General features: G+C 32.1%; 24 protein-coding genes and 1 tRNA gene. 13 read left to right on the top strand and 12 right to left on the bottom strand.

What is annotated here, in order from left to right; all coding sequences use genetic code 11:
- Positions 1 to 30: 30 nt before the first annotated feature.
- Both H0I23_RS16615 and H0I23_RS16610 read right to left on the bottom strand, forming a co-directional pair.
- Complete coding sequence (locus tag H0I23_RS16615) at positions 31 to 1260, bottom strand: metallophosphoesterase (RefSeq protein ID WP_216784404.1); 1230 nt, start codon at positions 1258 to 1260, stop codon at positions 31 to 33.
- A gap of 57 nt (positions 1261 to 1317) precedes the next feature.
- Complete coding sequence (locus H0I23_RS16610) at positions 1318 to 2040, bottom strand: copper homeostasis protein CutC (RefSeq protein ID WP_216784403.1); 723 nt, start codon at positions 2038 to 2040, stop codon at positions 1318 to 1320.
- 189 nt (positions 2041 to 2229) lie between these two features.
- Here H0I23_RS16610 and polA point away from each other — a divergent pair, with 189 nt between their 5' ends.
- The 5 genes from polA (at position 2230) to tsf (ending at position 8436) form a co-directional block, all read left to right on the top strand.
- Positions 2230 to 5070, top strand: coding sequence for a DNA polymerase I (polA, locus tag H0I23_RS16605; RefSeq protein ID WP_216784402.1), 2841 nt, complete (start codon positions 2230 to 2232; stop codon positions 5068 to 5070).
- Positions 5071 to 5249: 179 nt separating this feature from the next.
- Complete coding sequence (gene rplM, locus H0I23_RS16600; RefSeq protein ID WP_216784401.1) at positions 5250 to 5705, top strand: 50S ribosomal protein L13; 456 nt, start codon at positions 5250 to 5252, stop codon at positions 5703 to 5705.
- Positions 5705 to 6091 carry a 30S ribosomal protein S9 gene (gene rpsI, locus H0I23_RS16595; RefSeq protein WP_216784400.1) on the top strand — a complete coding sequence of 129 codons (387 nt, stop codon included), beginning with the start codon at positions 5705 to 5707 and terminating at the stop codon, positions 6089 to 6091. Before rplM ends, rpsI begins: the two co-directional genes overlap by 1 nt.
- Before the next feature lie 229 nt (positions 6092 to 6320).
- Positions 6321 to 7373 (top strand): 30S ribosomal protein S2, encoded by a 1053-nt coding sequence (gene rpsB, locus H0I23_RS16590; RefSeq protein WP_216784399.1) that lies wholly within the window; start codon positions 6321 to 6323, stop codon positions 7371 to 7373.
- 103 nt (positions 7374 to 7476) lie between these two features.
- Positions 7477 to 8436, top strand: coding sequence for a translation elongation factor Ts (gene tsf / locus H0I23_RS16585; RefSeq protein ID WP_216784398.1), 960 nt, complete (start codon positions 7477 to 7479; stop codon positions 8434 to 8436).
- Positions 8437 to 8570: 134 nt separating this feature from the next.
- Here the strand turns inward: tsf and H0I23_RS16580 are convergent, their stop codons facing one another.
- Complete coding sequence (locus H0I23_RS16580; protein ID WP_216784397.1) at positions 8571 to 10442, bottom strand: peptidase M61; 1872 nt, start codon at positions 10440 to 10442, stop codon at positions 8571 to 8573.
- A gap of 160 nt (positions 10443 to 10602) precedes the next feature.
- Between H0I23_RS16580 and pyrH the strand changes: the two genes are divergently transcribed.
- The 6 genes from pyrH (at position 10603) to H0I23_RS16550 (ending at position 18056) form a co-directional block, all read left to right on the top strand.
- Positions 10603 to 11310 carry a UMP kinase gene (gene pyrH / locus H0I23_RS16575; protein WP_216784396.1) on the top strand — a complete coding sequence of 236 codons (708 nt, stop codon included), beginning with the start codon at positions 10603 to 10605 and terminating at the stop codon, positions 11308 to 11310.
- A gap of 37 nt (positions 11311 to 11347) precedes the next feature.
- A complete protein-coding gene (gene frr / locus H0I23_RS16570) occupies positions 11348 to 11905 on the top strand; it encodes a ribosome recycling factor (protein ID WP_216784395.1) in 558 nt (185 codons plus the stop codon).
- A 148-nt stretch (positions 11906 to 12053) separates the two neighbouring features.
- Positions 12054 to 14435: an RND family transporter gene (locus H0I23_RS16565; RefSeq protein ID WP_216784394.1), complete on the top strand. Its 2382-nt coding sequence runs from the start codon at positions 12054 to 12056 to the stop codon at positions 14433 to 14435.
- 80 nt (positions 14436 to 14515) lie between these two features.
- Entirely contained in the window at positions 14516 to 15949 is a 1434-nt protein-coding gene (asnS, locus tag H0I23_RS16560; protein ID WP_216784393.1) for an asparagine--tRNA ligase, read from the top strand.
- Between the two features lie 41 nt (positions 15950 to 15990).
- Positions 15991 to 17451, top strand: a complete 1461-nt coding sequence (rpoN, locus tag H0I23_RS16555) for an RNA polymerase factor sigma-54 (protein WP_216784392.1) — start codon at positions 15991 to 15993, stop codon at positions 17449 to 17451.
- A complete protein-coding gene (locus H0I23_RS16550; RefSeq protein ID WP_216784391.1) occupies positions 17451 to 18056 on the top strand; it encodes a hypothetical protein in 606 nt (201 codons plus the stop codon). Before rpoN ends, H0I23_RS16550 begins: the two co-directional genes overlap by 1 nt.
- Here the strand turns inward: H0I23_RS16550 and H0I23_RS16545 are convergent.
- From H0I23_RS16545 to H0I23_RS16510, 8 genes are all read right to left on the bottom strand, one after another.
- Complete coding sequence (locus H0I23_RS16545; RefSeq protein WP_216784390.1) at positions 18051 to 18734, bottom strand: porin family protein; 684 nt, start codon at positions 18732 to 18734, stop codon at positions 18051 to 18053. The genes H0I23_RS16550 and H0I23_RS16545 overlap by 6 nt on opposite strands.
- An 85-nt stretch (positions 18735 to 18819) precedes the next feature.
- Positions 18820 to 19305, bottom strand: coding sequence for a biopolymer transporter ExbD (locus tag H0I23_RS16540; protein WP_216784389.1), 486 nt, complete (start codon positions 19303 to 19305; stop codon positions 18820 to 18822).
- 19 nt (positions 19306 to 19324) lie between these two features.
- Positions 19325 to 19951, bottom strand: a complete 627-nt coding sequence (locus H0I23_RS16535) for a biopolymer transporter ExbD (RefSeq protein ID WP_216784388.1) — start codon at positions 19949 to 19951, stop codon at positions 19325 to 19327.
- 11 nt (positions 19952 to 19962) lie between these two features.
- A complete protein-coding gene (locus tag H0I23_RS16530; protein WP_216784387.1) occupies positions 19963 to 20409 on the bottom strand; it encodes a hypothetical protein in 447 nt (148 codons plus the stop codon).
- A 23-nt stretch (positions 20410 to 20432) separates the two neighbouring features.
- A complete protein-coding gene (locus tag H0I23_RS16525; protein WP_216784386.1) occupies positions 20433 to 21224 on the bottom strand; it encodes a MotA/TolQ/ExbB proton channel family protein in 792 nt (263 codons plus the stop codon).
- 82 nt (positions 21225 to 21306) lie between these two features.
- Positions 21307 to 21394 (bottom strand) — tRNA-Ser (locus H0I23_RS16520).
- A 70-nt stretch (positions 21395 to 21464) separates the two neighbouring features.
- Positions 21465 to 22490: an asparaginase gene (locus tag H0I23_RS16515; RefSeq protein ID WP_216784385.1), complete on the bottom strand. Its 1026-nt coding sequence runs from the start codon at positions 22488 to 22490 to the stop codon at positions 21465 to 21467.
- A gap of 21 nt (positions 22491 to 22511) precedes the next feature.
- Positions 22512 to 23279 (bottom strand): TatD family hydrolase, encoded by a 768-nt coding sequence (locus tag H0I23_RS16510; protein ID WP_216784384.1) that lies wholly within the window; start codon positions 23277 to 23279, stop codon positions 22512 to 22514.
- A 36-nt stretch (positions 23280 to 23315) separates the two neighbouring features.
- On the opposite strand from H0I23_RS16510, the gene H0I23_RS16505 reads away from it, so the two are divergent.
- Positions 23316 to 23753 (top strand): retropepsin-like aspartic protease, encoded by a 438-nt coding sequence (locus H0I23_RS16505; RefSeq protein WP_216784383.1) that lies wholly within the window; start codon positions 23316 to 23318, stop codon positions 23751 to 23753.
- 110 nt (positions 23754 to 23863) lie between these two features.
- Positions 23864 to 25216 (top strand): cytochrome-c peroxidase, encoded by a 1353-nt coding sequence (locus H0I23_RS16500; RefSeq protein WP_216784382.1) that lies wholly within the window; start codon positions 23864 to 23866, stop codon positions 25214 to 25216.
- A gap of 75 nt (positions 25217 to 25291) precedes the next feature.
- Here the strand turns inward: H0I23_RS16500 and odhB are convergent, their stop codons facing one another.
- Positions 25292 to 26506, bottom strand: coding sequence for a 2-oxoglutarate dehydrogenase complex dihydrolipoyllysine-residue succinyltransferase (gene odhB, locus H0I23_RS16495; protein ID WP_216784381.1), 1215 nt, complete (start codon positions 26504 to 26506; stop codon positions 25292 to 25294).
- Positions 26507 to 26518 lie beyond the last annotated feature (12 nt).

Below are 26518 nucleotides of genomic sequence, written 5' to 3'. Positions count from 1 at the left end.
CATATTTTGTAACGTTTATTAATATTAATATTAAGCCAGAGGCTTCTTTTTTAGTGTTATTACTGTAATTTCAGGCCATATCCCAACCCTACCAGGATACCCTAAATACCCAAATCCTCTATTTACATTTATATATTGACCCAACTCTTTATAAACACCAGCCCAATATTTATATCGCCATTTAGATGGGCTCCACTTTATCCATCCTGGAATTTCTATCCCGAACTGCATGCCATGAGTGTGACCACTAAGTGTCAAATGATAGTGATAAGGATCATCAATTACTTTATCTTCCCAATGACTTGGATCATGGCTAAGTAAAATTTTAAAATCATCTGCAGAAATTTTCTGGGAAGCCAGACCTAAATCTCCTACTTTTTTAAAACCACCTCTACCCCAATTTTCCACTCCTACTAGAGCTATTCTGTCAGCTCCCTTTGTCAGGTACCTGCTATCATTTAAAATCAAATCAAAACCAATTTCTTTTTGAAGCTTTTTCAAATCATTTAAATTCTCCTCTTTCTCTTCAGCTGAATTCCAATCTACATAATCTCCATAATCATGATTGCCTAAAACTGAAAATTTACCATCCTTTGCCTCTAACCTAGAAAAAACATCTTTCCAGTCATGCATTTCTTCTGCCTTATTATTAACCATATCACCTGTAAAAAACAAAACATCACTTTTTTGCTCATTAACAAGGTCAATTGCATATTCAATTTTCGACTTATCATCAAAACTACCACTATGTATATCAGAAATTTGAGTAATTTGATACCCATCAAAAGAATTTGGCAAATCATCAAACTCTAAAGTATACTTTAAAACCTTAAAATTATACTTCCCTTTATACATACCATAAAGTAATGCCCCAAATGGCAATGCTGCAATACCCAAAGCTACCATACTAAGAAAACGTCTGCGCTCCGGAAAAGTGAATTTTTTTTCAATTCCAAATAGTTTCTGGTATGCTCCTGAAATAAACCTAAATATATCTTCAGAAAAAAGAAAGATAACCGTCATTAACTTGAAAGCCAGCATCGTCAATAAAAAACCAAAAGCATAACTCTTAGCTATGCTAAGTACACGCCCTTCCTCTGATCCAAAAGTAAATTGATAAATAAAATTACCTAAAACTAATAATGACAACGCTACAAACGTATAATAAACCCAAGGATACCTAGAAGCAGTTTTAACAGCTTGCAATGAATAAAAACCCAAAATAAGATAAAGAATAACAAAAAAAATCCAACGTAGCATTTATATTTTTTTCGTAAAGATATTTGTTATGTATAGATGTTTTAACCCATTTAAACTTTATTTAACCTTATTTACAATACCTTTTATAATATCATAATCAGATACAGGTACTTTCCCTTCTTGAAAATACGATAATGAAGTCATGGATAAAGTAGGTGAAAAATTTATATTTTCACGTAAGACACTCGCTGACAAATGCACTATTGGAAATTTCCTCTTTTTAAAAAGAGAAATGTTATCTAAATTAATTCCACTTCCTGGCATTATAATAATTTTTGATGTTTTTAGCTTTAAAGCATCAAGCAACTCAATACCATCAAAAGCTTTCTTTTGTTGGCCAGATGTTAATATATAATTCACTCCCAAATCTTCTAATTGTTTGAGACCCACAAAAGGATCTTTAACCCAATCAAATGCACGATGAAAAGTAAAAGTTATCGACTTTGACAACTCTATCATTTTTCGACACCTATCTATATCAATAGAAAAATCAGAATTTAAAACTCCACACACAATACCATCAAACCCCATATTTACACAAAGCTCAATATCATTTAATATTGTTTCAAATTCAAAATTCGAATATGTAAAATCCCCACTTCTTGGGCGAATTAAAACATGCACAGGAATAGATATTTTTTCACGCACAGCTCTCAATAAGCCAAAAGAAGGTGTCAAACCTCCAACCCCCAACTCAACACACAACTCAATTCTATCTGCTCCCGCTTTTTGAGCATTTAAAGCTGATTCTAATGAATTTGCACAAACCTCTATTTGCATAATACTATATTTATTGACTAAAGTTAAGCACAGAAAACATAATTCAAAAAATAAATTTTTACAACTATCCTAGATAATCTTTGTAGCTTTGAAAGCTAGCTTATATTATTAATAAAAAATACATAAAAAGAACTCACCAAGAAAAACTAAAGAGTTCTTCAATTAGATATTTTCAATACAATTCAAAAAATGGCAGACAAAAAAAGACTTTTCCTTTTAGATGCATTCGCATTAATATTTAGAGGATATTATGCCTTAATAAAAAATCCTAGAATAAACTCTAAAGGCATGGACACCTCTGCAATTATGGGGTTCATGAATTCTTTATTAGATGTAATCAGAAGAGAAAAACCAGACTACCTAGCTGTTTGTTTTGATAAAGGAGGGAGTGCCGAGAGAACTGAACTATTCCCTGAATACAAAGCTAATAGAGATGAAACTCCTGATGCCATAAAAATTGCCATTCCTTATATTCAAAATATTTTAAAAGCAATGCATATTCCTGTTGTTGTTTTAGAAGGCTGGGAAGCAGATGATATTATCGGAACATTAGCAAAGCAAGCAGAGAAAGAAGATTACAAGGTTTATATGGTTACCCCCGATAAGGATTTCGGACAATTGGTTTCTGAAAATATATTTATGTATCGTCCAGCCCGTATGGGTAACGGAATTGAAATTTGGGGTATTCCTGAAATTCAGCAACGTTTTGGAGTTGAAAGACCAGAACAAGTTATTGACTACCTAGGGATGATGGGTGATGCGAGTGACAACATCCCAGGACTACCTGGCGTTGGAGATAAAACTGCAAAAAAATTCATTGAACAGTTTGGATCCATGGAAAATCTTTTAGCAAATACAAGTCAGCTGAAAGGAAAAATGAAAGAAAAAATAGAGCAAAATGCAGAACTAGGGTTACTTTCAAAAAAACTAGCTACAATTTGTATTGATTGCGATGTTACTTTTAATGCGAAAGACTATGAGCTTACTATGCCTGATGCTGAAAAAGTTCAGGTACTATTTGAAGAATTAGAGTTCAGAAGACTAAAAGATCAATTTTTAAAACTTTTCTCTACAGAAGATGAAGAGTCTACAAATTCGACACAAGAGCCAACCACAAAAAAGCAATCAAAATCAACTGGAGCTGGCGAAGGTCAATTCTCTCTTTTTGGGGGCGACCCAAACACCACGTCAGAAACTGTACAAGATTATTCTAGCAGAAAAACCATAAAAGACATTTCTCATGCCTACCAAAGTATTACCCCTGGTATGGCTATGAATTTATTTTTGCAAAATCTTATGAAGCAAACATCTGTTTGTTTTGATACAGAAACAACAGGATTAAATCCACTTATAGCTGAATTAGTCGGAATTGCTTTTTCATGGGAAGCACACAAAGGATTCTACATTCCTTTCCCTGAAAGTAAAGATGAAGCACAGCTTATAATTGAACAATTACGTCCTTTCTTTGAAGATAATACCATTGAGAAAATAGGTCAAAATTTAAAATATGACATCAAAGTACTTGATAAGTATAACATTTCAGTAAAAGGAAAATGCTTTGACACCATGTTAGCTCATTATCTTATAAATGCCGATATGCGTCATAATATGGATGTATTAGCAGAAACCTACCTAAATTACACTCCTGTATCAATAACTGAATTAATTGGAAAAAAAGGGAAAAACCAATTAAGCATGCGCGATGTTCCTTTAGAAAGACAAACAGAATATGCAGTTGAAGATGCCGATATCACCTTTCAATTAGCACAAAAATTTAGACCAGAATTAATAGAAGCAAAAACAGAAGACCTTTTTAATACTATAGAAATTCCGTTGCTGCATGTTTTAGCCGATATGGAGTTAGAAGGCATTAATCTTGACGAAGATTTCCTAAAATCACTATCTACAGATCTGGATAATGACATCAAAAATCTTGAAACAAAAATATATAAAGAGGCTGATGAAGAATTTAATATTGCATCACCTAAACAATTAGGAGACATACTATTTGACAAATTAAAACTTGTCGGTAAACCTAAAAAAACCAAAACAGGTCAATATTCAACCGCCGAAGATGTACTTTCATATTTAGCAAAAGACCACGAAATCATTCAAAATGTATTGGAATACAGAGGTCTCTCTAAGCTAAAAAGCACTTATATAGACGCATTACCAAATCAAGTTGAAGAAGTCACTAAAAGGGTTCATACTGATTATATGCAGACTGTTGCCGCAACAGGTCGTTTAAGCAGCAATAACCCTAACCTACAAAATATACCTATTAGAACAGAAAGAGGAAGACAAGTAAGAAAAGCTTTCATACCAAGAAACAGCGACTACACACTATTAGCAGCCGATTATTCTCAAATAGAATTAAGAATTATTGCCGCCCTAAGTGACGAAACGACAATGATTGAAGCTTTTAAAAACGGCGAAGATATTCACGCTTCTACTGCTTCAAAAGTATTTAATGTAGCAATTAACGAAGTCACAAGAGAGCAACGTAGCAATGCAAAAACAGTAAATTTTGGTATAATATATGGAGTATCCGCATTTGGCTTAAGCAACCAAACAGATCTCACAAGAGCTGAAGCGAAAGAATTAATTGATACATATTATAAAACATACCCAAAATTACGTAATTACATGAGTGAATTAGTAAATTTTGCTCGTGACAATGGTTATGTACAAACCGTATTAGGAAGACGTCGTTATTTAAAAGATATTAACGGAAGTAACGCAATTGTGAGAGGTGCCGCAGAACGTAATGCTGTAAATGCCCCCATACAAGGTAGCGCAGCTGATATTATCAAAATAGCAATGATCAATATTCACAAAAAATTAAAAGAAGGCAATTTTAAGACAAAAATGCTTTTGCAAGTACATGATGAACTCGTTTTTGATGTTTACAAACCAGAATTAGACGATATGAAGTCATTAATTAAGGCTGAAATGGAAAACGCATACAAAATTGCAATACCCCTAGATGTTGAAGTTGGAATTGGTGACAATTGGCTCGAAGCTCATTAGATTCATTGAATTTTATCCATTTTTAAAGTAACAAAAAATCAGAAAAAATTGATACTGAATTACATTGAATAAAAAAATAATCAAAATATTTAGAAACAACCATTTGTAATTCAAGTTAATAATTGTACATTTGCACCCCCTTTATAGGGATTTAAGTGTTTAATAAATAAAAAAGTACTGTGGACACATTAAGTTACAAGACAATTTCCGCTAACAAAGCAACTGTTGATAAGCAATGGGTGTTGGTTGATGCTGAAGGAGAGACATTAGGTCGTTTTGCTTCAAAAGTTGCAAAATTACTAAGAGGAAAATATAAGCCAAACTTTACACCACATGTTGATTGTGGAGACAATGTAGTTGTTATCAATGCAGGGAAAATAAACTTGTCTGGTAATAAATGGGAAAGCAAAACCTATGTACGTCACACTGGTTATCCAGGTGGTCAAAGATTTCAAACTGCGAGCGAAGCATTAGCTAAGAACCCAGTTAGTATCGTTGAACGTTCTGTTAAAGGTATGCTTCCTAAAAACAGATTAGGTTCTGCTATCTACAGAAATCTAAAAGTTTATCCAGGCGCAGAGCATGATCAAGATGCACAAAAACCAACTGTAATTAATTTAAACGACCTTAGGTAATGGACGTAATACACAAAATAGGAAGAAGAAAGACTGCTGTTGCACGTATTTATCTTTCAGATGGTAATGGTAAAATTACTATTAACAAAAAAGATTTAGAAGTATATTTCCCTACTGCTACTTTACAATACAAAGTTAAACAAGCTTTCGCTTTAACTAGCACTGAAGATGTTTACGATGTAAATGTAAATGTATTTGGAGGTGGAATTACAGGTCAAGCAGAAGCAATTCGTTTAGCTTTATCTAGAGCTTTATGTGAAATTGATGCTGAAAACAGATTAGTTCTTAAGCCAGAAGGTTTATTAACTAGAGATCCAAGAATGGTTGAACGTAAGAAATTCGGTCAGAAGAAAGCTCGTAAGAAATTCCAGTTCTCTAAACGTTAATATTTTACTGAATTTATTTCAGTATCTATATAAAATATTCCTGAATATTTTCAGGATAAAGTTCATTGAAAACCCTGAAAATATTTTTCAGGGTTAAATTTTAAAATCAAGTTGTTGTTGTCCAAAGGCTAACAGCTTTTGGAAACTAGTTTAGCATCTAAATGTTAAAGGCCACTTTCGTGCCACTTTAATATTGCTAATTCAACAGAACGTAAACTAAGTACCAAAAATGGCAAAAAAAATTGAAGTAAAAGACTTACTAGAAGCAGGTGTACACTTTGGACACCTTACAAGAAAATGGAACCCAAACATGGCTCCTTACATCTACATGGAGCGTAACGGTATTCACGTTATTAACCTTTACAAAACTGCTGCAAAATTAGAAGAAGCTAACGAAGCTCTTAAAAAAATTGCTGCATCAGGTAGAAAAATTCTTTTCGTAGCTACAAAAAAACAAGCAAAAGATATCGTTTCTGAAAAAGTATCAAAAGTAAACATGCCTTACATCACTGAAAGATGGCCTGGCGGAATGTTAACTAACTTTGTTACTATCCGTAAAGCTGTTAAGAAAATGGCTTCTATTGACAGAATGAAAAAAGATGGTACTTTCTTAACACTATCTAAAAAAGAACGTTTACAGGTTGACCGTTTACGCGCAAAATTAGAAAAAAACTTAGGTTCTATTTCTGAAATGACACGTTTACCAGGTGCATTATTCATCGTAGATACTATGCGTGAACATATTGCTGTAAAAGAAGCTATCAAATTGAAAATTCCAATTTTCGCGATGGCAGATACAAATTCTGACCCAAGATTATTAGATTATATTATACCATCTAACGATGATGCTTCTAAATCTATTGAAGCTATTTTAACTCATGTTACTGATGCTATTGCTGAAGGTTTATCTGAACGTAAATCTGAAAAACAATCTTCTAAAGAAGGTAACAGCACTGAAGCTCCTGTGAAAAAAGCTGAAGCTCCTGCTAAACCAGTAGCAACTGAAGAGAAAAAAGAAGAAGTTAAAGGTGATGATTTAACAAAAGTTGAAGGTATTGGACCAAAAATTTCTGAAATTTTCCAAGCTGCTAGTATTAATACTTTTGCTGACTTAGCTGCTAAATCTGTTGAAGAATTAAGCGCTATTTTAATTGAAGCTGGCTCTAAATTTGCTTCTAAGAACCCAGGTTCTTGGCCAAAGCAAGCTAAAATGGCTGCTGAAGGAAAATGGGATGAGTTAAAAGTATGGCAAGATAACACCAAAGGTGGCATCGAAGCTTAATCTCTATTTAACGATTAGTTACAATAAATCAAATATTTAATTAACACTATTCCACTAATTTTATCTTTTAAGTTAGTGGAATAGTTTTAAAACCTTATATAAAATGGTAAAAATTACCGCTGCACAAGTAAACGAATTAAGAAAAGCTACAGGAGCAGGAATGATGGACTGCAAAAAAGCTTTAGTAGAGGCTGAAGGAGACTATGACAAAGCTGTTGATGTTCTTCGTAAGAAGGGTCAAAAAGTTGCTGCAAAAAGAGCAGACAGAGAATCTTCTGAAGGTGCTGCAGTTTCTAAAATAAATGGCGACAATACTGTAGGTGTTGCTATTGTTTTAGGTTGTGAAACTGATTTTGTTGGTAAAAACGAAAACTTTCTTGCCTTAGCTAATAAGCTTGCTGATAAAGCTATCAACTTCGATAACAAAGAAGATTTTTTAGCATCTGATTTTGAAGGCATGACTATTACTGAAAAATTAGTTGAACAAACAGGTGTTATTGGTGAAAAGTTAGAAATAACTGCTTTCGAAAAACTTGAAGCACCTTATGTAGGAACTTATGTTCATATTAATAAAATTGCTGCTTTAGTTGGTTTATCTTCTAAAAACGAAGAAGTTGCTAAAGATGTTGCTATGCAAATAGCTTCAATGGGAGCTACTACATTATCTTATAAAGATTTTGATGCTTCTTTCATTGCTTCAGAAACAGAAGCTAGAATTGCTGTTATTGAAAAAGATAATATTGAATTAGGTCGTTTAGGTAAAACACTTAAAAATGTTCCTCAATATATCTCTATGGCTCAATTAACTGACGAAGTTATTGCTAAAGCTGAAGAAGACGCTAAAGCTGAGTTAAAAGCTGAAGGTAAGCCAGAAAAAATCTGGGATAAAATTCTTCCTGGTAAATTAGAAAGATTTATATCTGATAATACTACTTTAGATCAAGAGCAGTGTTTGTTAGACCAGAATTTCATTAAAGATGAAAAAATAAATGTTGCTGGTTATGTAAAATCAGCAGGTAGTGACTTAACTGTAACTAGCTTTAAGCGTGTTGCTTTAGGATAAGCTCACTTTGAATATTATACGTATTAAAAACCGCCTAAAAGGCGGTTTTTTTATACCTATTATATAATAGTTTCAATAAAAAAAGGCAATCGTTTCTAACAATTGCCTTTTTTTAAATATAAACTTGAAAAATCTTATTTTTTCATCCAAGCCTCTCTCAAAGCTAATTGTTCTTCAGAAGGTGACTCAACAGATATCAACATCTCTACCTCTACTGTTGGCACTCCTACACTACCTGCTAAATCTAATTCTTTACCATCACGCACTACAACCATTTCAATCTCTTTATCAGCTGACCAACCAAAACTCTGACCAATAACAGATCTCATAGAAGATAAAGTAATATTAACACCATCAATACTTTTGATAACATCACCGCCTTGAACTCCAATACCCAATAAAAAACTATTTAAATTAATACCTTCCCTAATAAAAATAGTAGCCTCATCTGAAGGGTCAACATCTATAAAAGGAATTTGATCATTTAAAAAATAACCACTTTGTTTTGACTTAGATCCCAACATTAGACCAACTTTATCAAAATATACACTATAATCAATAGGTGTTGTACCTATTACATGTGTATCAAAAAAATCTTTAACCTCTGGGTATGTTATCTTAACTATTTCATCAAATAACACATCATCTTTAAAAGGTGTAGAATCCCCATATTTTTTTGATAATTCCTTTAACAACCAAAGAACACTTTTTTCTCCATTACTTAATTTTCTTAAAGTAATATCAAGAGCCATATTGATTAATGTGCCTTTCTCATATACATTGGCATAACTATCTTTGTAAGGATCATCTAAAATATTCTGACTCATGACAGTAAAAGACATAGAGTCATCATAAGTTTTTGAATTACTAATTTTCCCAACAATACGCTTATAAAACTCCTCTTCAGTAATTAAACCTTGTTGTATTTGAAAAAGGTTTGCAAAATATTCAGTTGTTCCCTCATACATCCACAAATGTTTTGACATTTTAGGTGCATTAAAATCAAAAAATTGAATTTCTTCTGAATGAACACTTAATGGGGTAACTATATGAAAAAACTCATGAGAAACCACATCTACCATTGCCTGTTCTAGCCTTTTCATATCCATTTGTTCTGGCAAAACTACGACTGTTGACGTATGATGTTCTAAAGCACCAAAACCACCCGCATCGCCTTCGCCATTTGATAAGTATAGCAATATATTATATTTTTTAGTACTATTTACATCACCTAAAAAAGATTTTTGAGCTGTCATCATTTTAAGCATTTTATCTTTTAAAGAAGCTGAAGAGATAATAGAATTCGGAGAATATACACTTAAATTCACTGTAATACCATTAACCTCAAAAGAAGAAATATCAGACTTAGCATATAAAATAGGATTGTCAATAACATCAAAATATCGACTAGCAACAAATGTATTTAGCTCATCATTAGGATTCACTGAAATTAATTCATTTAACGATGTTGTTGGCTTCAAATTAGCAGGGTGACTGATTGCTAACTCATAACCTATTTCCTTTAAGTTTTTAAAATAACCAACAAAGCCATGAAGATTCAACATAAAATTGTCCCCTTTTTTAATATTGGTACCTGCCGGAGAGAATACTAAATTCTCTTCAATTTCATCTTCAGAATCATATGTATCATTAACTAAATAAGATATTTTATCAAGGTTTTTTCCATTTGAAATAACCCAAGTATTATCACCTTTTTTAGTAACAACTAAACTTTGTCCTTTATAATCAAAAGCTTTAAAACTTTCAATATACTTACCGTAGTCATTATTACTATAAGTACCTGGGACAGTTTTAGGTATATAAAAAACAACTTCATCTTCAGAAAAAGAACCTGGATCTACACTTACAAGAACCTTATCTTCAATAACATTTACTAAGTCAATAGTTACTTTTACAATTGCTTTATCAGCACTAATTACATTTTTAGTTGCACCACAACTATTTAATAACAGCATTATTGCTATTAAAAATCCTACTTTCTTCATATTAAAAATCTTCAATTATTAAAAAACTTGAACAAGATTATAAAATTAAAACAAGAAGTTCACAACATTTTAGAAAGATTTAAAAGCACAATAAATTTATAACTACTATTCTCATAAAAAAAATTGATTATTTTTGCTGTAGTTTAATTAAAAACAAACCATGCAATACAAAAGAATTCTATTGAAATTAAGCGGTGAAGCTTTAATGGGTGATCGACAATATGGGATAGACCCAAAAAGACTATCTGAATACGCTGAAGAAGTAAAACAAGTTGTTGATAAAGGAATTCAAGTTGCAATTGTAATTGGTGGAGGAAATATCTTTAGAGGTGTTTCTGGAGCTAGTAATGGAATGGATCGTGTGCAAGGTGACCATATGGGTATGCTTGCTACTGTTATAAACGGACTAGCTTTACAAAGCGCATTGGAAGAACATGGTGTACAAACAAGATTGCAGTCTGCCATTAAAATTAATGAAGTTGCTGAGCCTTTTATTCGCAGAAGAGCTATGCGCCATTTAGAAAAAGGTAGAGTTGTTATTTTTGGAGGAGGAACAGGTAATCCGTACTTTACTACAGATTCTGCTGCTGTTTTAAGAGCTATTGAAATTGAAGCTGATGTAATTTTAAAAGGAACTAGAGTTGATGGAATTTATACTTCTGATCCTGAAAAAAACAAAGACGCTACTAAATTTGAAACAATTACTTTCGAAGACGTTTTAAAGAAAGGTTTAAAAGTAATGGATACGACAGCCTTTACTTTAAGTCAAGAAAACGAATTACCAATTGTAGTTTTCGATATGAATAAAATCGGAAATCTACTAAAATTAGTTTCTGGAGAAAATATTGGTACTGTAGTTGATAATTAAAACTTAAGTAAAACCACACTTTTTAAATTATAAGAAGATGAATGAAGATATCACTTTTATATTAGATAGTACTAAAGAAAGTATGGATGGTACTATCGACCATTTATTGAAAGCTTTCGCTAAAATTAGAGCAGGAAAAGCAAGTCCTGTAATGCTTTCGAGCGTAATGGTCAACTATTATGGGGCTTCTACCCCACTTGGTCAGGTTGCTAACGTAAGTATTCCTGATGCTAGAACAATAACAGTTCAGCCTTGGGAAAAAAATATGCTTCAAGAAATCGAAAAAGCAATTATGATTGCTAACCTAGGCTTCAACCCAATGAATAATGGTGATTTTATAATAATAAATGTACCACCATTAACTGAAGAACGCAGAAGAGATTTAGCTAAACAGGCTAAATCAGAATCGGAAGATGCCAAAGTTGGTGTTAGAAATGCTAGACAAGAAGCTAATAAAGAAATTAGAGGTCTTGATGATGCATCAGAAGATTTAAAGAAAAATGCCGAAGCTGACGTGCAAGAATTAACGAATAAGTATAGTAAAAAAATAGAGGACGTTTTAGTTATTAAGGAAGCTGAAATAATGAAAGTCTAATTTTTTAACTGAAATACATAACAAAGAGCGGCAAAATTGCCGCTCTTTGTTATACTAGAAAACATTAAACAAAAGAGGTATTAAGTATTGTATTTTAATTAAATACAACTAATGATTTTTTACCTTTACAAGAACTGTAAAAAAGAACATGGTTTCAAAAATAACGAAAGGGTTTTGGGCTAGAACCGCGAATATCATCCTTAGGAATAGAATAGTAATTCTTTTACTTATCGCCGCTGCTACTATTTTTTTGGCAATGCAGTGGAGCAAAATGCGATTTTCAAGTTCGCAAGCTAATTTATTACCTGATCATCACCCCGTAAACCTAAAGTATCAATCGTTTTTAAAAACATTTGGAGAAGAAGGTAATGTAATGGTTTTGGCTATTAAAGACAGTTCCTTATTTACCCCGAACAAATTTAATAGGTGGAACAAATTAAGTAAACAACTTGCTGCGTTTCCTGAAGTAGATTTTGTTCTTTCTACAGATAATCTTCAAGAATTAGTTAAAGATAACGACAAACAAGAATTTACACTTCGGCCTTTCATCATAAAAAAACCCGAAACAAAAGCAGAAATAGACTCTCTATCCTCTCATTTGTTCAATAACATGCCTTTTTATGAGGACTTAATTTACAATAAAGAAACTAAAACTATTAGAACAATAGTTTATTTAGATAAAGACATTGTAAATACATCTGCCAGAAAAGATTTTATTCTTGAAGACTTAAGTAGGCTAGTTAAAGTTTTTGAAAACGAAACTGATTTAGATGTTCGAATATCCGGAATGCCTTATATCAGAACGATGAACTCCCAGAGTATTATAGATGAAATTGGAAAATTTATACTTGCCGCATTAGGCGTAACCTCACTTATCTTCTTTTTCTTTTTCAGGAGTTTTAGAGCTACATTAATATCAATGTGTGTTGTAATTATTGGCGTAATGTGGTCCTTTGGTATTTTAGGTTTACTTCAATACGAAATCACCGTATTAACAGCATTAATACCTCCTTTAATAATAGTAATTGGTATTCCTAACTGTATATTTTTAATAAATAAATACCAACAAGAGGTTAAAAAACATGGTAATCAAGCCCTATCATTACAAAGAGTAATTTCCAAAATAGGGAATGCAACTTTAATGACAAATATTACCACAGCATCAGGTTTTGCTACATTTATAATTACAGATAGCCAGTTACTAAAAGAATTTGGTATTGTTGCCTCTATCAATATTGTTGGAATATTTATTTTATCTCTGCTAATAATTCCTATAGTATACAGTTTTATGTCGTTACCTAAAACAAAACACTTAAAACACCTAAACAAAAGGTGGGTTGACACTTTTGTAAACTGGATGGAAAATATAGTAAGAGAGAAAAGAATATCAGTTTACATTGTATCTATTGCCCTTCTTGTTTTAAGTATTATAGGTATTTATCAAATAGATATTTCCGGTAGCCCCATTGAGGATATGCCTAAAAAGGCTGAATTTTTTAAGGATATTCGCTTTTTTGAAGAAGAGTTTGATGGTATTATGCCTGTTGAAATTGTAGTTGACACCAAAAGAAAAAAAGGGGTTTTAAAACCATCTACTTTAAAAAAGATTGATAATTTAAGTGAAATTGTTTTAGAAATTCCAGAACTATCAAGACCGGTTTCTGTAGTTGACCTTGTAAAATACTCTAAACAAGCTTTCTATAACGGAATTCCTAAATACTATCAATTACCTACTACTCAAGAAAATACGTTTATAATGGATGTTGCTAGAAAATCATCTAACAACGGTAATCTTCTTAAAAGTTTTGTTGATTCTACAGGACAAGTTGCTAGAATAACGACTTACATGAAAGACGTTAAAACGACTAGAATGGAAGATATTGAAGGTAAACTTCAAGAGAATATTGATAAAATTTTTCCTAAAGATCGTTTTGATGTTTACATGACTGGTAGCGCCCTTATATTTTTAAAAGGAACAAAGTACTTGGTAAATAACCTAATCATGTCATTAGCCCTTGCAATAGGTTTAATTGCATTGTTTATGGCTTATTTATTTAGATCTTTTAAAATGATCATTATTTCATTAATCCCAAATTTATTACCACTAGTTATTACTGCGGGTTTAATGGGCTTTGTTGGCGTACCTATAAAGCCATCTACAATATTAGTTTTTAGTATTGCTTTTGGTATTTCAGTCGATGACACAATACATTTTCTCGCAAAATATAGGCAAGAACTAACTGCTAACCAGTGGAAAATTAAAAAATCTGTATATGCCGCCTTAAGAGAGACAGGCGTTAGTATGTTTTACACATCTATCGTACTTTTCTTTGGCTTCTCTGTTTTTGCCATTTCTAATTTTGGAGGTACAGTAGCTTTAGGTATGTTAGTATCTGCAACATTATTACTTGCAATGCTCTCTAACTTAATTTTATTACCATCATTATTACTTTCACTAGAACGTAATATTGCCAACAAAGAAGTATTGAAAAAACCACAAATAAACATTCTACCAAAAGGAGAAGAATAAACATATTTATTAAACTAAACTCAAATAAAACTTTTTTCTCAAAAAGTCTATATTTGCTATATAAAATAGAAATTTTACAAATGAAATCACATAATATAAAAGAATTACTTTCTTCAAACCTATCACTACAAGAAGTAACCATTAATGGTTGGGTAAAAACATTTAGAAGCAATCGTTTTATTGCACTGAATGACGGCTCTACAATTAACAATATTCAATGTGTTGTAGATTTTGAAAATTTCGATGAAAGTCTATTAAAAAAAGTATCAACAGGAGCTGCTTTAAAAATTAGCGGAACGTTAGTTGAAAGTCAAGGTAGAGGACAAAGCGTTGAAATTCAAGTTAAAGAATTGGTGGTTTTAGGTACATCAGATCCCGACACCTACCCTATACAACCCAAAAAACACTCTTTAGAATTTTTAAGAGAAAAAGCACATTTAAGAGTTAGAACAAATACTTTTGCTGCAGTAATGAGAGTTCGTTCAGTTCTTTCTTTTGCTATACACCGATACTTTCAAAATAACGGTTTTTACAATGTACATACACCAATAATTACAGGGTCAGATGCCGAAGGTGCTGGTGAAATGTTCAGAGTATCAACATTAAATCAGAAAAAACCACCTTTAACTGAAGATGGAGAAATTGATTTTAAAGAAGATTTTTTCGGAAAAGAAACAAACCTTACTGTTTCTGGACAATTAGAAGCAGAAACCTATGCAATGGCACTAGGTAAAGTATATACTTTCGGACCTACTTTTAGAGCAGAAAACTCTAATACATCTAGACATTTAGCTGAATTTTGGATGATTGAGCCAGAAGTTGCTTTTAATGATTTAGATGCAAATATGGATTTAGCTGAAGATTTCATTAAAGATGTTTTAAATTATATCTTAGAAAACTGTAGTGACGATTTAGAGTTTTTAGAAAAACGTTTGATCGATGAAGAAAAATCTAAACCACAAGCTGAAAGGAGTGACATGCCTTTAATTGAGAAATTAAAATTTGTTGCCGAAAATAACTTCAAAAGAGTTTCTTATACTGAAGCTATAGATATATTAAGAAATTGTACACCTAATAAAAAGAAAAAATTTAACTACATCATAAATGAATGGGGTGCTGATTTACAAAGTGAGCATGAACGCTATTTAGTAGAAAAGCATTTTAAATGTCCAGTAATTTTATTTGATTACCCTGCAAAAATAAAAGCATTTTATATGCGTTTAAATGATGATGGTAAAACAGTAAGAGCTATGGATATTCTTTTTCCTGGTATTGGGGAAATAGTTGGAGGCTCGCAACGTGAAGAACGTTTAGATGTTTTATTAGAAAAAATAAAAGAATTAGGTATCGACGAAAAAGAACTTTGGTGGTATTTGGATTTAAGAAAATTTGGAAGTGCAGTACATAGTGGTTTCGGTTTAGGTTTTGAACGTTTAGTTCTTTTTGCAACAGGCATGGGAAACATTAGAGATGTTATTCCTTTTCCAAGAACACCACAAAACGCTGAATTTTAATATTGAAAAGTTTAACTTTATAAGAAAGATTATCATTTTACATGCTTAAACAACATTTATCATTTAAATTATCTCAAAAGCTTTCTCCGCAGCAGATTCAATTAATGAAACTGATACAACTGCCTACCCAAGCCTTTGAACAACGTTTAAAGCAAGAATTGGAAGAAAATCCTGCCTTAGAAACAGGGAAGGAAGAAAGTGATGATTTTGATGATGATTTTGAAGATACTTATAATGATGAGTCAGATGATAATGAAACCATTACCACTGAAGATATCAATATTGACGAATATTTAAGTGATGATGAAGTTCCAGAATATAGAACTCAAGCAAATAACTATAGTGCTGATGATGAAGAAAAAACTGTTCCTTATGCTGCAGGTACTTCTTTTAATCAATTTTTAATAAATCAATTAAATACCGTCACTTTAACTGATGATGAATGGTCAATTGCTGAATTCCTCGTTGGTAGTATTGACGAGAGTGGCTATATAAGAAGGCCAATTACCGATATATTAGATGATTTAGCATTTACCCAAAATATTTATACAGACCAGGAGTCAATAGAAAAAATTTTAAGAATTGTTCAGCAACTCGATCCTCCTGGTGTAGGAGCCACATCATTAGAAGAATGTTTGATCATACAATTAAAAAGAAAAGAAATTACTGAGAGTATTGAACTTGCTATAACTATACTTGAAAAATCTTTTGAACAGTTTACAAAAAAGCACTACAAGAAACTTATTCAAAAATATAACATAACTGAAGATGAGCTTAAAACTGCAATCTCAGAAATAGAAAAATTAAATCCGAAACCTGGTGGTTCTTACTCTGGAAATACCAGAATGATTGAACATGTGGTTCCTGATTTTTCTATAAAAATTGTAGATGGCGAATTAGAGCTTTCTTTAAATGGTAGAAATGCACCTGAACTACATGTATCGCGTGATTACAACAATATGCTAGAAGGGTACAAAAACTCTAAAGAAAAAACGCAATCACAAAAAGATACTGTTCAATTTATTAAGCAAAAACTAGATGCTGCAAAGTGGTTTATAGACGCTATTAGACAAAGGCAGCAAACTCTTTTCGTTACTATGAACACCATAATGGAGTATCAAAAGAAATATTTTTTAACAGGAGATGAGCGAAATTTACGCCCAATGATTTTAAAAGATATTGCCGATACTATAGGTATGGATGTTTCTACGGTTTCAAGAGTTGCAAATAGCAAATATGCAGATACACCTTATGGCACGAAATTAATCAAAGAATATTTTTCAGAATCAATGAAAAACGATCAAGGAGAAGATGTTTCTACCAAGGAAATTAAGAAAATTCTAGAAAACGTTATCAAAGAAGAGGAAAAAAGAAAACCATTAACTGATGATAAATTAGCTGAAATACTAAAAGAAAAAGGATATCCTATTGCAAGAAGAACTGTTGCTAAATACAGAGAACAACTAAGTATTCCTGTTGCTAGAATGCGAAAAGAAATTTAATGAAATCCTTTTTAAAGATTATAGCATATTTATTTCATCCAATTTTTATACCAATCGGAGGTAGCTTATTTTATTTTTTAGTTACCAAAAAATACAGTTCATTAAATATGCAAATGGGTAATTTAATTCCCATTTTTATAATAACTGTTGTAATCCCCGTTATTTGCTTTTTAATATTGAGAAACATAGGTTATGTCAATTCTATATTGATGCCAACAGTTAAAGAACGTAAGTACCCCACCTATATAAGCCTTGCGCTACTCTTTATGGTTGTTTATAAAGTAATACCATATAATTACACTCCTGAGTTATATTATTACTTTATAAGCTTTATAATAGGCTTACTTAGCTCCTTGCTATTATTGGTATTAAATTTTAAAGTAAGCTTGCATATGATTGGCATAGGTTGCTTATTAACTTACGTAATAAACCTTAGCATTCATTTTGAAATAAACTTAACTTTATCTATCAGTCTTTTTATACTTGCAAGTGGATTAATAGCATCTTCTAGGCTCTATTTTAAAGCTCATACCAAAATAGAAGTGTTGTCTGGTTTTATTATTGGAATTACTTCTCAAGTATTGACCGCAAGCTATTGGTTATAAAATATAAAAAACCAAACCTACTTTTATTGGAGTTATATTTAATACTTCCCCTGTAGTTAAAGTTTTCTTTGTATTAAAAAAATCTGTTAATGAATAATAAACATGCAAGTTAAAAGTATTATACCCTGCATTAAGTGTTAAACCGTATTCAAATTTTTTAATATCAGAATTATAAAAACCAGATGATTCTGTATCAGTTATAAGCTTAGATCTTGAACTGAAATTATATGCAAATTTAATACCCGTATAGACTCTCAAAAACTTATAATCTGTAGGACTAGAGTTTCGCCACCTAATTTCAAAAGGAACTTCTACACTATGTATTTCAAACTTACTACGATTAAAGTCTAAATCACTTTCTGCAACATTGTATGATATACCATTAGCTCCTTCCGTCGCAATTAAGTTTGAATAATAAGAATTTACAGCATAGCCCAAACCTATACCTAGTCCTAAATTTCTAGTATAGTTTAAAGGTATATCTTTTATTATACCTGCATTAAGACCATATGAAAAATTGCGCTGATCTGCATCGTTTGGCAAATTATTCATAAAATTATAATTAACTCCTAAATAAATCTGGTCTTCTAAATATTTATGATCTACAGTATCATCAACATTTTGAGATAAAACCCAAAATGGAAAAAGGAGAAGTATGATGAATAATTTTTTAAACATGAAATAAAGTTAATAAAAGGTAGGGCATAAAAAAAGCGCTTCAAAATAAATTGAAGCGCTATACTAATTTTTGAAAGAAATAACTTTACTTATTAAGGTTATCAAAAGCGATACCTTCGTATGTAGTATAATTAATTTTCAAAGCATTTACCTTACGTAACTCTTCTTTAATATCAGATATAATACCCATATTGGCATTTTTATCAACTTTTAAAGATGTAGTTAAAACGTTTTGTAAATCTTCAGATTTTTTAGCTCTTTCTTGTAAAATATAAGGACCAACTTCTGAAGGACTAGAAAACTTATCATTCAATTGAATTTTAGCTTCAGAACCATATAATTTTTGGTACTCTTGCGTAGGCTTACCAACATATATAGTTATAACTCTATCTTTCTTTTCAAGCTTTTTAATTTCGCTCGCCATCGGTAAAGTATTCTCAACTTTTACAGATGTATCTTTCATAACAGTTACTGTCATAAAGAAAAAAAGTAGCATAAAAACGATATCTGGAAGTGATGCTGTTGAAACCGCAGGCACATCCCCGTCTTTTTTCTTACTGAATTTTGACATATCTTTTTATTTATTAAAATTATTTACCACTTGATGTTTCAGCTTCTGAGAATTTTTGAGGAAAAAGTCCTTGAATATTTCTAACTCTTTCTTTTAAAACCTCTTTTGCCTGATCTGATGTTTCAGGATTCAGATATTCAGCTTCCATATCAGTAAAGTCACGCTTATAAAGCCTCTGAGACTCTCTGTTACGCAAATCGTTGTATGCAGCTACTATTTCGTTCTGAACAGTAATGTAAACACCATATTGAGTTTCTCTATCATTTTTCAATGAAATAATTGCTTTATCAGGATTATCTGATGATTTCTCATCTCTTTTCCCTTTGCAAAAATTACAATATTCAGGAGTTCCTTTTAAAGCCCCACCATTATCTAAAAATGCAATAGCTTTAGCTTTTAGGTCTTCAATTTTCGTTAACTCTTCTTCAACAAGTAACTGCCCAGATCTGTTAATGTTTACAGCAAAAATATTTTTCTCCTTAATCACAGGAGGAATTACCTCTGTATTATCGATTGGAGGCAACATACGATCTAAACCTGCATCTGTTTCAATAGTTGTTGTAACTAAGAAAAAGATAAGTAGTAAGAAAGCTATGTCAGCCATAGAACCGGCATTTACCTCAGGTGGTGCACCTCTTCTAGACATAATATCTTATTTTATTTGTTAAACATTTTTTTAAATCCTGGAATTATCATTGCACCAACAGCAATAATAGTCAATATGAAAAACATATTTAAGAAAGTTCCAATTGTTTTAACTGTACCTTCATCTGTTAATATTCCAGTTTTAGCTTCCATCGCAGGGATATCAATATCCGTTCCGCTAGCGAAAACATAAGAAAGGATACCTACAACAGCAAGACCACCTACTCCTATTAATGTTTTTTTCAAACCATCTGGTGATGAAAAAACATTTTTAAGTCCAAAAAACAAAGTTGCCAATACTGCTATAGCAAGTAAAACAAAAGTGATTATGAACATAAAATTCATAGATCCACTACCGATTGCTTCCGTTTCAGGAACATCAATACTAGGTAACTGCACCCAAAGTACCGTTCCCACAACACTGAGAACTATTAATATAATTTTTATTATTTTATGCATTTTACTTAAGTATTAAGTCCGACTTATTTTTTGTGATCTACCAACATATCAATCAAAGAGATTGATGCATCCTCCATATCATTTACAATGCTATCAATTTTAGCGATGATATAATTATAAAAAATTTGAAGAATAATAGCAACAATAAGACCGAATACAGTTGTTAATAATGCTACTTGAATATCACCTGCAATAAGAGATGCACTTAAGTTACCAACAGCTGCAATTTTTTCGAAGGCTTGAATCATACCGATTACAGTACCCATGAAACCAAGCATTGGAGCAATAGCGATAAATAAAGATAACCAAGAAACATTCTTTTCTAATTGTCCCATTTGAACTCCACCGTAAGCTACAACAGCTTTTTCCGCAGACTCAATGCTCTCACCAGCTCTATCTAAACCTTGATAGAAAATAGAAGCAACAGGTCCTTTTGTATTTCTACAAACCTCTTTAGCAGCCTCAATACCACCAGAAGCTAAAGCATCTTCTACTTTTTGCTTTAATTTAGTTGTATTTGTGCTTGCCAAGTTTAAATAAATAATTCTTTCGATTGCAACTGCTAAACCTAGGATCAAACATAAAAGTACGATACCCATGAAGCCAGCTCCACCTTCAATAAATTTTTCTTTCAACACTTGTACAAAACCTCTCTCAGCTTCAGTTGCTGCTGCATCTTGAATCATAGCTGCAGTAGTCGCAATAGTTGCTGATAGGTTAGACGTAATTGCGTTTGCAGTTACATTAGCGTTCACAGTATTTGTGTTCATAACAAATAACCCAGCTACAGCTAGGATAGAGAATAGTCTTTTCATTTCTTTCAAACTTAATTTAAATTAGTTAATGGGTTAAAGATAAAAAAATTTTACAATTAAAAAATAAATTAAAAATTAAATGCAGAGAGGAAGGGATTCGAACCCTCGATACCCTTTTGAGGTATACACACTTTCCAGGCGTGCGCCTTCGACCACTCGGCCACCTCTCTTTGTTTCAATTTTTTCAAGGCGTCGAATTAACAAAAAAAAAAGTAATAAGCGAAATTTAGCACGTTAATTTTAAAGCATTTCTCCCCTTAAAGAGGTTTCGAAAACTGTTTTAAACAACTTAGATGACACTTGTGCGCCTAATAAATACATAAGCTTTGTCACTGCCGCCTCTGTTGTAATGTCCTTACCACTAATAACTTGCATTCTTCGCATTTGCTCGCTAGTTTCATAATGACCCATAATAACACCGCCACCTGAACATTGAGTTACGTTAATTACATGAATACCTTTTTTATTTGCAATATCTAAGCTTTTAAAGAGCCAATCTTCGGTTGGAGCGTTTCCTGATCCATACGTTTCTAGTATTACAGCTTTCAAATCAGGGGTATTAAAGAGTGTTTTCAAGAGATTTTCATTGAAGCCCGGAAACAACTTTATGACCGCTACATTATTATTTAATTTTTTATGAACAATTAGCTTTTTCTGCCTTTTTGGCTTAAATAAGTTCTCTTTATAGATTTTTAAGTGAACTCCAGATTCTGCAAGAGGAGGGTAATTTAAAGACTCAAATGCCTCAAAGTGCTCTGCATTTATTTTAGTTGTTCTATTTCCTCTATATAGTTTGTATTCAAAATATAAACCCACCTCTTGAATTACTGATTTCCCTTTGCTTTTTAAGGCAGCTATTTGTATTGATGTTATTAAATTTTCTTTGGCATCGGTCCGCAAGTCACCAATTGGCAACTGAGAACCTGTGAAAATCACTGGCTTTGACAAATTTTCTAACATATAACTTAATGCTGATGCGGAATAACTCATTGTATCACTACCATGCAGAACTACAAAACCATCATAATCATGATAATTATCTTCAATTAACGTTGCGATTGTAACCCAATGAGACACATTCATGTTTGAAGAATCGATAGGCTCATCAAAAGAACAACTATTAATATCACAATCTAATTGATTTAACTCTGGTATATTTTGCAACAACTTATCAAAGTTTAAAGCCACTAATGCGCCAGACTTGTAATCTTTAACCATACCAATAGTACCGCCTGTATAAATAAGTAAAATTTTAGAATTGCTCATAATCGTTTATTTTACTCTTTATTATATACCAAAAATATCTTTTGAATTCTGAGTTGTTATTTCTGCAATACGCTTTTTACTAACACCATATACAATTTCTAGTTTTTCTAAAATCTGAAGAAGATATAAACTTTCATTTCGCTTACCTCTATAAGGCACTGGAGCCAGATATGGAGCATCAGTTTCTAAAACAATATTACTCAGGCTGATTTCATTCAAAAAAGTGTCGATTTTTCCATTCTTAAAAGTTACTACACCTCCAATTCCTAATTTCATATTGTATGAAATCGCTTTTTTTGCCTGTTCAAAGGTTCCTGTAAAACAATGAAAAATTCCATATAAATCAGCTCCTTTCTCCTGTTCTAATATTTCAAACACTTCATCGAAAGCATCTCTACAATGAATAACTATAGGTAAATTATTCTTTTTTGCAATTTTAATTTGCCCCCTAAAAGCTGCTTGTTGCTCTTTTAAAAAAGTTTTATCCCAATATAAATCTATCCCTATTTCTCCTATTGCGTAATATTTATGTTTTGAAAGCATTTCTTCTATATGAGAAATTTCTTCTTGATAATTTTCTTTTACATGCGTAGGATGCAAACCCGACATTAAAAACATATTTTCAGGATACGCCTTTTCTAACTCTAACATAGACTGCGTATATGTAGAATCAATTGCTGGAATAAAAAATCTTTCTACTCCATTCTTAATAGCATTCTCAACAACTAAATTTCTATCTTCATCAAAAGCTTCACTGTATAAGTGTGTATGTGTATCTGTTAGTATCATGATGTAAAAATAGGTTTATCTTTAACAAAAAAAGTTGTGAAGAGTCTTAAAAAAATTTTAAAGGAAAAAAAATACACTCCAATTAAATTAAATTTAACTTCAACTAATCATTTTGAAATAGAAGCTAAAATAAATGGTATTTCAGGGAGGTTTATTGTAGACACCGGAGCATCAAACACCTGCATAGGACTTGATAAGATTGAAACTTTTAAGCTCAAATCTAAAGAATCAAAAATAAAAGCTGCTGGAGCCGGAGCAACTAATATGGAAACATTGATTTCCACCAAAAACAAAATAAATATAGACTCATGGTCTTTTAAAAAATTAAAGATAGTTTTATTTGACTTAGGGCATGTAAATGAAGCTCTAATCACCCACAACTCCACCCCTGTAGATGGAATTATTGGAGCTGATATCTTAAAAAAAGGAAAAGCGATAATTGATTACGAGAAACGGTTTTTATTTTTAAAATAATTTTGCTGTTAAACTGAAATTTTAAGTTTTACGCCGATATCTAATACCACCTTACTTTCTATAATGTTAAATTTGTCTAAAAAATAACCTAACCCAGATTTACTAAGACAATGTTATTCAAATTAAAATTTAAACACTTAGCACTTTTAATTACATTTTATGTTTTAACAAGCTGTTCAGATGATTCTGACTACACTGCAATCAACCTAGAAACAGAAGACAAGCAATTACAAGAGGTTTTAATTAACTTATCTGGTAGCTTAGATACTTTTATCTTACCACAAAGCACAGATTATCAAAGTATACCATCAGATCCAAAAAACCCTATAACAGAAAGTAAAGTTGCTTTAGGGAAATTACTTTTCTACGAGACAGGTATTGGCATCAACTCTAAAAAAGAAACAAACAAAGCCACTTACTCTTGCGCAAGTTGTCACCATAGTGGTGCTGGCTTTCAAAGCGGTATCAAACAAGGTATCGGAGATGGCGGAATGGGCTTTGGTTTACATGGAGAAGCTAGGGTTATGGATCCAAATTACACAGAAGACCTTATAGATATACAACCTATACGATCTCCGACAGTCTTGAATTCTGCTTACCAAAAACTAATGCTTTGGAATGGTCAATTTGGAGCTACTGATGATAATATTGGTACAGAAGCAAATTGGACTGAAGGAACACCAAAAGCTGTAAATATTTTAGGTTTTGAAGGTGTAGAAACCCAGGCTATTGCAGGCCTATCTGTTCACAGAATGGGAATAGATAAAGCTTTTTGTGATGAAAACAAGTATGTTAAGTTATTTGATAATGCTTTTCCAGAAGTAGATAAATCTGAAAGATACTCAATAACAACTGCTGGCCTAGCAATTGCTGCTTATGAAAGAACGCTACTTGCTAATAATACAGATTTTCAGAACTGGCTAAAAGGTGACACTAGAGCAATGAATAAAAATGAAAAAAAAGGTGCTTTATTATTTTTTGGGAAAGCCAGATGTTACGAATGTCATTCTGGACCTGCACTTAACTCTGAAAATTTTTATACATTAGGCATGAATGACCTTTCGGGCTCAGGTGTACATGGTATAACTGACGAGGTTACAAAAAAAGGTCGAGGAGGTTTTACGAACAACCCTACTGACAACTACAAATTTAAAGTACCACAACTTTACAATTTAGCAGATGTACAATTCTTAGGGCACGGAGGTAACTTTACAAGCGTAAGAGAAGTTATTGAATATAAAAATAATGGTGTTAAACAAAATAACGAAGTACCTAATGAGATGGTATCTGATAAATTTTCCCCTTTAGGCCTTAATGACAATGAAATCACTTTAATTACTGAATTTATAGAGAAGAGTTTACATGACAACGACTTAAAAAGATATGATCCTGCATCATTACCGACAGGTTTATGTTTCCCTAATGCAGACCCCACTTCTAAAGAGGATATGGGTTGTAATTAAACAACTCGATTATGTATAAATAAAAAAGCCTGAAGATTTTATCTTCAGGCTTTTTTATTTATTAAAAGGTAAAAATTACAATTCTAAACCTTTATTTACATTATTATTCATCAGTAATTCTACTGGATTTTCTAATGCTTCTTTAACCGCTACTAAGAAACCTACAGACTCTTTACCATCAATTATTCTATGATCATAAGATAAAGCCACATACATTATAGGTGCAATTACAATTTCGCCATCTCTAACAATTGGTCTCTCTACAATATTGTGCATTCCTAAAATTGCACTTTGTGGAGGGTTTATGATTGGAGTTGATAACATTGACCCAAAAACACCTCCGTTAGTAATTGTAAAAGTACCACCCGTCATTTCATCAACAGTAATACCTCCATCTCTAGCTCTAATTGCAAGCCTTTTAACTTCTGCTTCTACCCCTCTAAAAGTTAAGTTTTCAGCATTTCTAATAACAGGAACCATTAATCCTTTTGGTCCTGATACTGCAATACTAACATCGCAAAAATCGTAAGAAATCATTTCCTTACCATCTATCATAGAGTTTACAGAAGGATAAAGCTCTAACGCCCTAACTACTGCTTTTGTAAAGAATGACATAAAGCCTAATCCAACTCCGTGCTTACTTTTAAAATCTTCTTTATATTGCTTTCTAAGCTCGAATATAGGAGACATATCTACTTCGTTAAAAGTAGTTAACATAGCCGTTTCATTTTTAACTGAAACCAAACGCTCTGCTACTTTTCTACGCAACATAGACAATTTAGATCTACTTTCTCCTCTATTACCACCGGTAGGAGTTCCCATAGAAGGAACAGCACTTACTGCATCTTCTTTAGTAATTCTACCATCTTTTCCTGATCCATTTACTGCTCCTGCTTCAATTCCTTTTTCGGCAAGTATTTTTTTAGCTGCAGGAGACGCTGTTCCTGATGCATATGTTTCTTTTACTTTTACAGGCTCAGGAGCTTTCTCCTCTTTCTTAGCTTCTTTTTTTGGTTCTTCAGTTGCTGGCTTAGCTGAACCACTAGGCTTTTCAGCACTAGTATCAATTAAACAAACTACTTCACCAACTGCTACAGCATCACCTTCTTCTGCTTTTAAAGTGATTATTCCACTTTCTTCAGCAGGTAATTCTAATGTAGCCTTATCTGAATCAACCTCAGCAATTGCTTGGTCTTTTTCAACATAATCACCATCTTGAACTAACCAAGCTGCAATTTCTACTTCTGTTATAGACTCCCCTGGTGAAGGAACTTTCATTTCTAAAATCATTATCTTATAATT

It is taken from the genome of Cellulophaga sp. HaHaR_3_176 (genome assembly GCF_019021925.1).
In the GTDB taxonomy this organism is placed as follows: Bacteria; Bacteroidota; Bacteroidia; order Flavobacteriales; family Flavobacteriaceae; genus Cellulophaga.
The sequence above is the reverse complement of the archived record's forward strand: the minus strand, read 5'-3'. Positions and strand labels throughout refer to the sequence as shown.

Bases quoted from the DNA above. Each gene is read 5' to 3' on its own strand.
- H0I23_RS16525 (WP_216784386.1), bottom strand. From the start codon at position 21,224: ATGAAAAGACTATTCTCTATCCTAGCTGTAGCTGGGTTATTTGTTATG.
- tsf (WP_216784398.1), top strand. From the start codon at position 7,477: ATGGTAAAAATTACCGCTGCACAAGTAAACGAATTAAGAAAAGCTACA.
- H0I23_RS16550 (WP_216784391.1), top strand. From the start codon at position 17,451: ATGAAATCCTTTTTAAAGATTATAGCATATTTATTTCATCCAATTTTT.
- H0I23_RS16510 (WP_216784384.1), bottom strand. From the start codon at position 23,279: ATGATACTAACAGATACACATACACACTTATACAGTGAAGCTTTTGAT.
- H0I23_RS16540 (WP_216784389.1), bottom strand. From the start codon at position 19,305: ATGTCAAAATTCAGTAAGAAAAAAGACGGGGATGTGCCTGCGGTTTCA.
- odhB (WP_216784381.1), bottom strand. From the start codon at position 26,506: ATGATTTTAGAAATGAAAGTTCCTTCACCAGGGGAGTCTATAACAGAA.
- H0I23_RS16565 (WP_216784394.1), top strand. From the start codon at position 12,054: ATGGTTTCAAAAATAACGAAAGGGTTTTGGGCTAGAACCGCGAATATC.
- H0I23_RS16500 (WP_216784382.1), top strand. From the start codon at position 23,864: ATGTTATTCAAATTAAAATTTAAACACTTAGCACTTTTAATTACATTT.
- H0I23_RS16535 (WP_216784388.1), bottom strand. From the start codon at position 19,951: ATGTCTAGAAGAGGTGCACCACCTGAGGTAAATGCCGGTTCTATGGCT.
- H0I23_RS16615 (WP_216784404.1), bottom strand. From the start codon at position 1,260: ATGCTACGTTGGATTTTTTTTGTTATTCTTTATCTTATTTTGGGTTTT.
- H0I23_RS16610 (WP_216784403.1), bottom strand. From the start codon at position 2,040: ATGCAAATAGAGGTTTGTGCAAATTCATTAGAATCAGCTTTAAATGCT.
- rpoN (WP_216784392.1), top strand. From the start codon at position 15,991: ATGCTTAAACAACATTTATCATTTAAATTATCTCAAAAGCTTTCTCCG.
- rpsB (WP_216784399.1), top strand. From the start codon at position 6,321: ATGGCAAAAAAAATTGAAGTAAAAGACTTACTAGAAGCAGGTGTACAC.
- H0I23_RS16530 (WP_216784387.1), bottom strand. From the start codon at position 20,409: ATGCATAAAATAATAAAAATTATATTAATAGTTCTCAGTGTTGTGGGA.
- pyrH (WP_216784396.1), top strand. From the start codon at position 10,603: ATGCAATACAAAAGAATTCTATTGAAATTAAGCGGTGAAGCTTTAATG.
- asnS (WP_216784393.1), top strand. From the start codon at position 14,516: ATGAAATCACATAATATAAAAGAATTACTTTCTTCAAACCTATCACTA.
- polA (WP_216784402.1), top strand. From the start codon at position 2,230: ATGGCAGACAAAAAAAGACTTTTCCTTTTAGATGCATTCGCATTAATA.
- rpsI (WP_216784400.1), top strand. From the start codon at position 5,705: ATGGACGTAATACACAAAATAGGAAGAAGAAAGACTGCTGTTGCACGT.
- frr (WP_216784395.1), top strand. From the start codon at position 11,348: ATGAATGAAGATATCACTTTTATATTAGATAGTACTAAAGAAAGTATG.
- H0I23_RS16515 (WP_216784385.1), bottom strand. From the start codon at position 22,490: ATGAGCAATTCTAAAATTTTACTTATTTATACAGGCGGTACTATTGGT.
- H0I23_RS16545 (WP_216784390.1), bottom strand. From the start codon at position 18,734: ATGTTTAAAAAATTATTCATCATACTTCTCCTTTTTCCATTTTGGGTT.
- H0I23_RS16580 (WP_216784397.1), bottom strand. From the start codon at position 10,442: ATGAAGAAAGTAGGATTTTTAATAGCAATAATGCTGTTATTAAATAGT.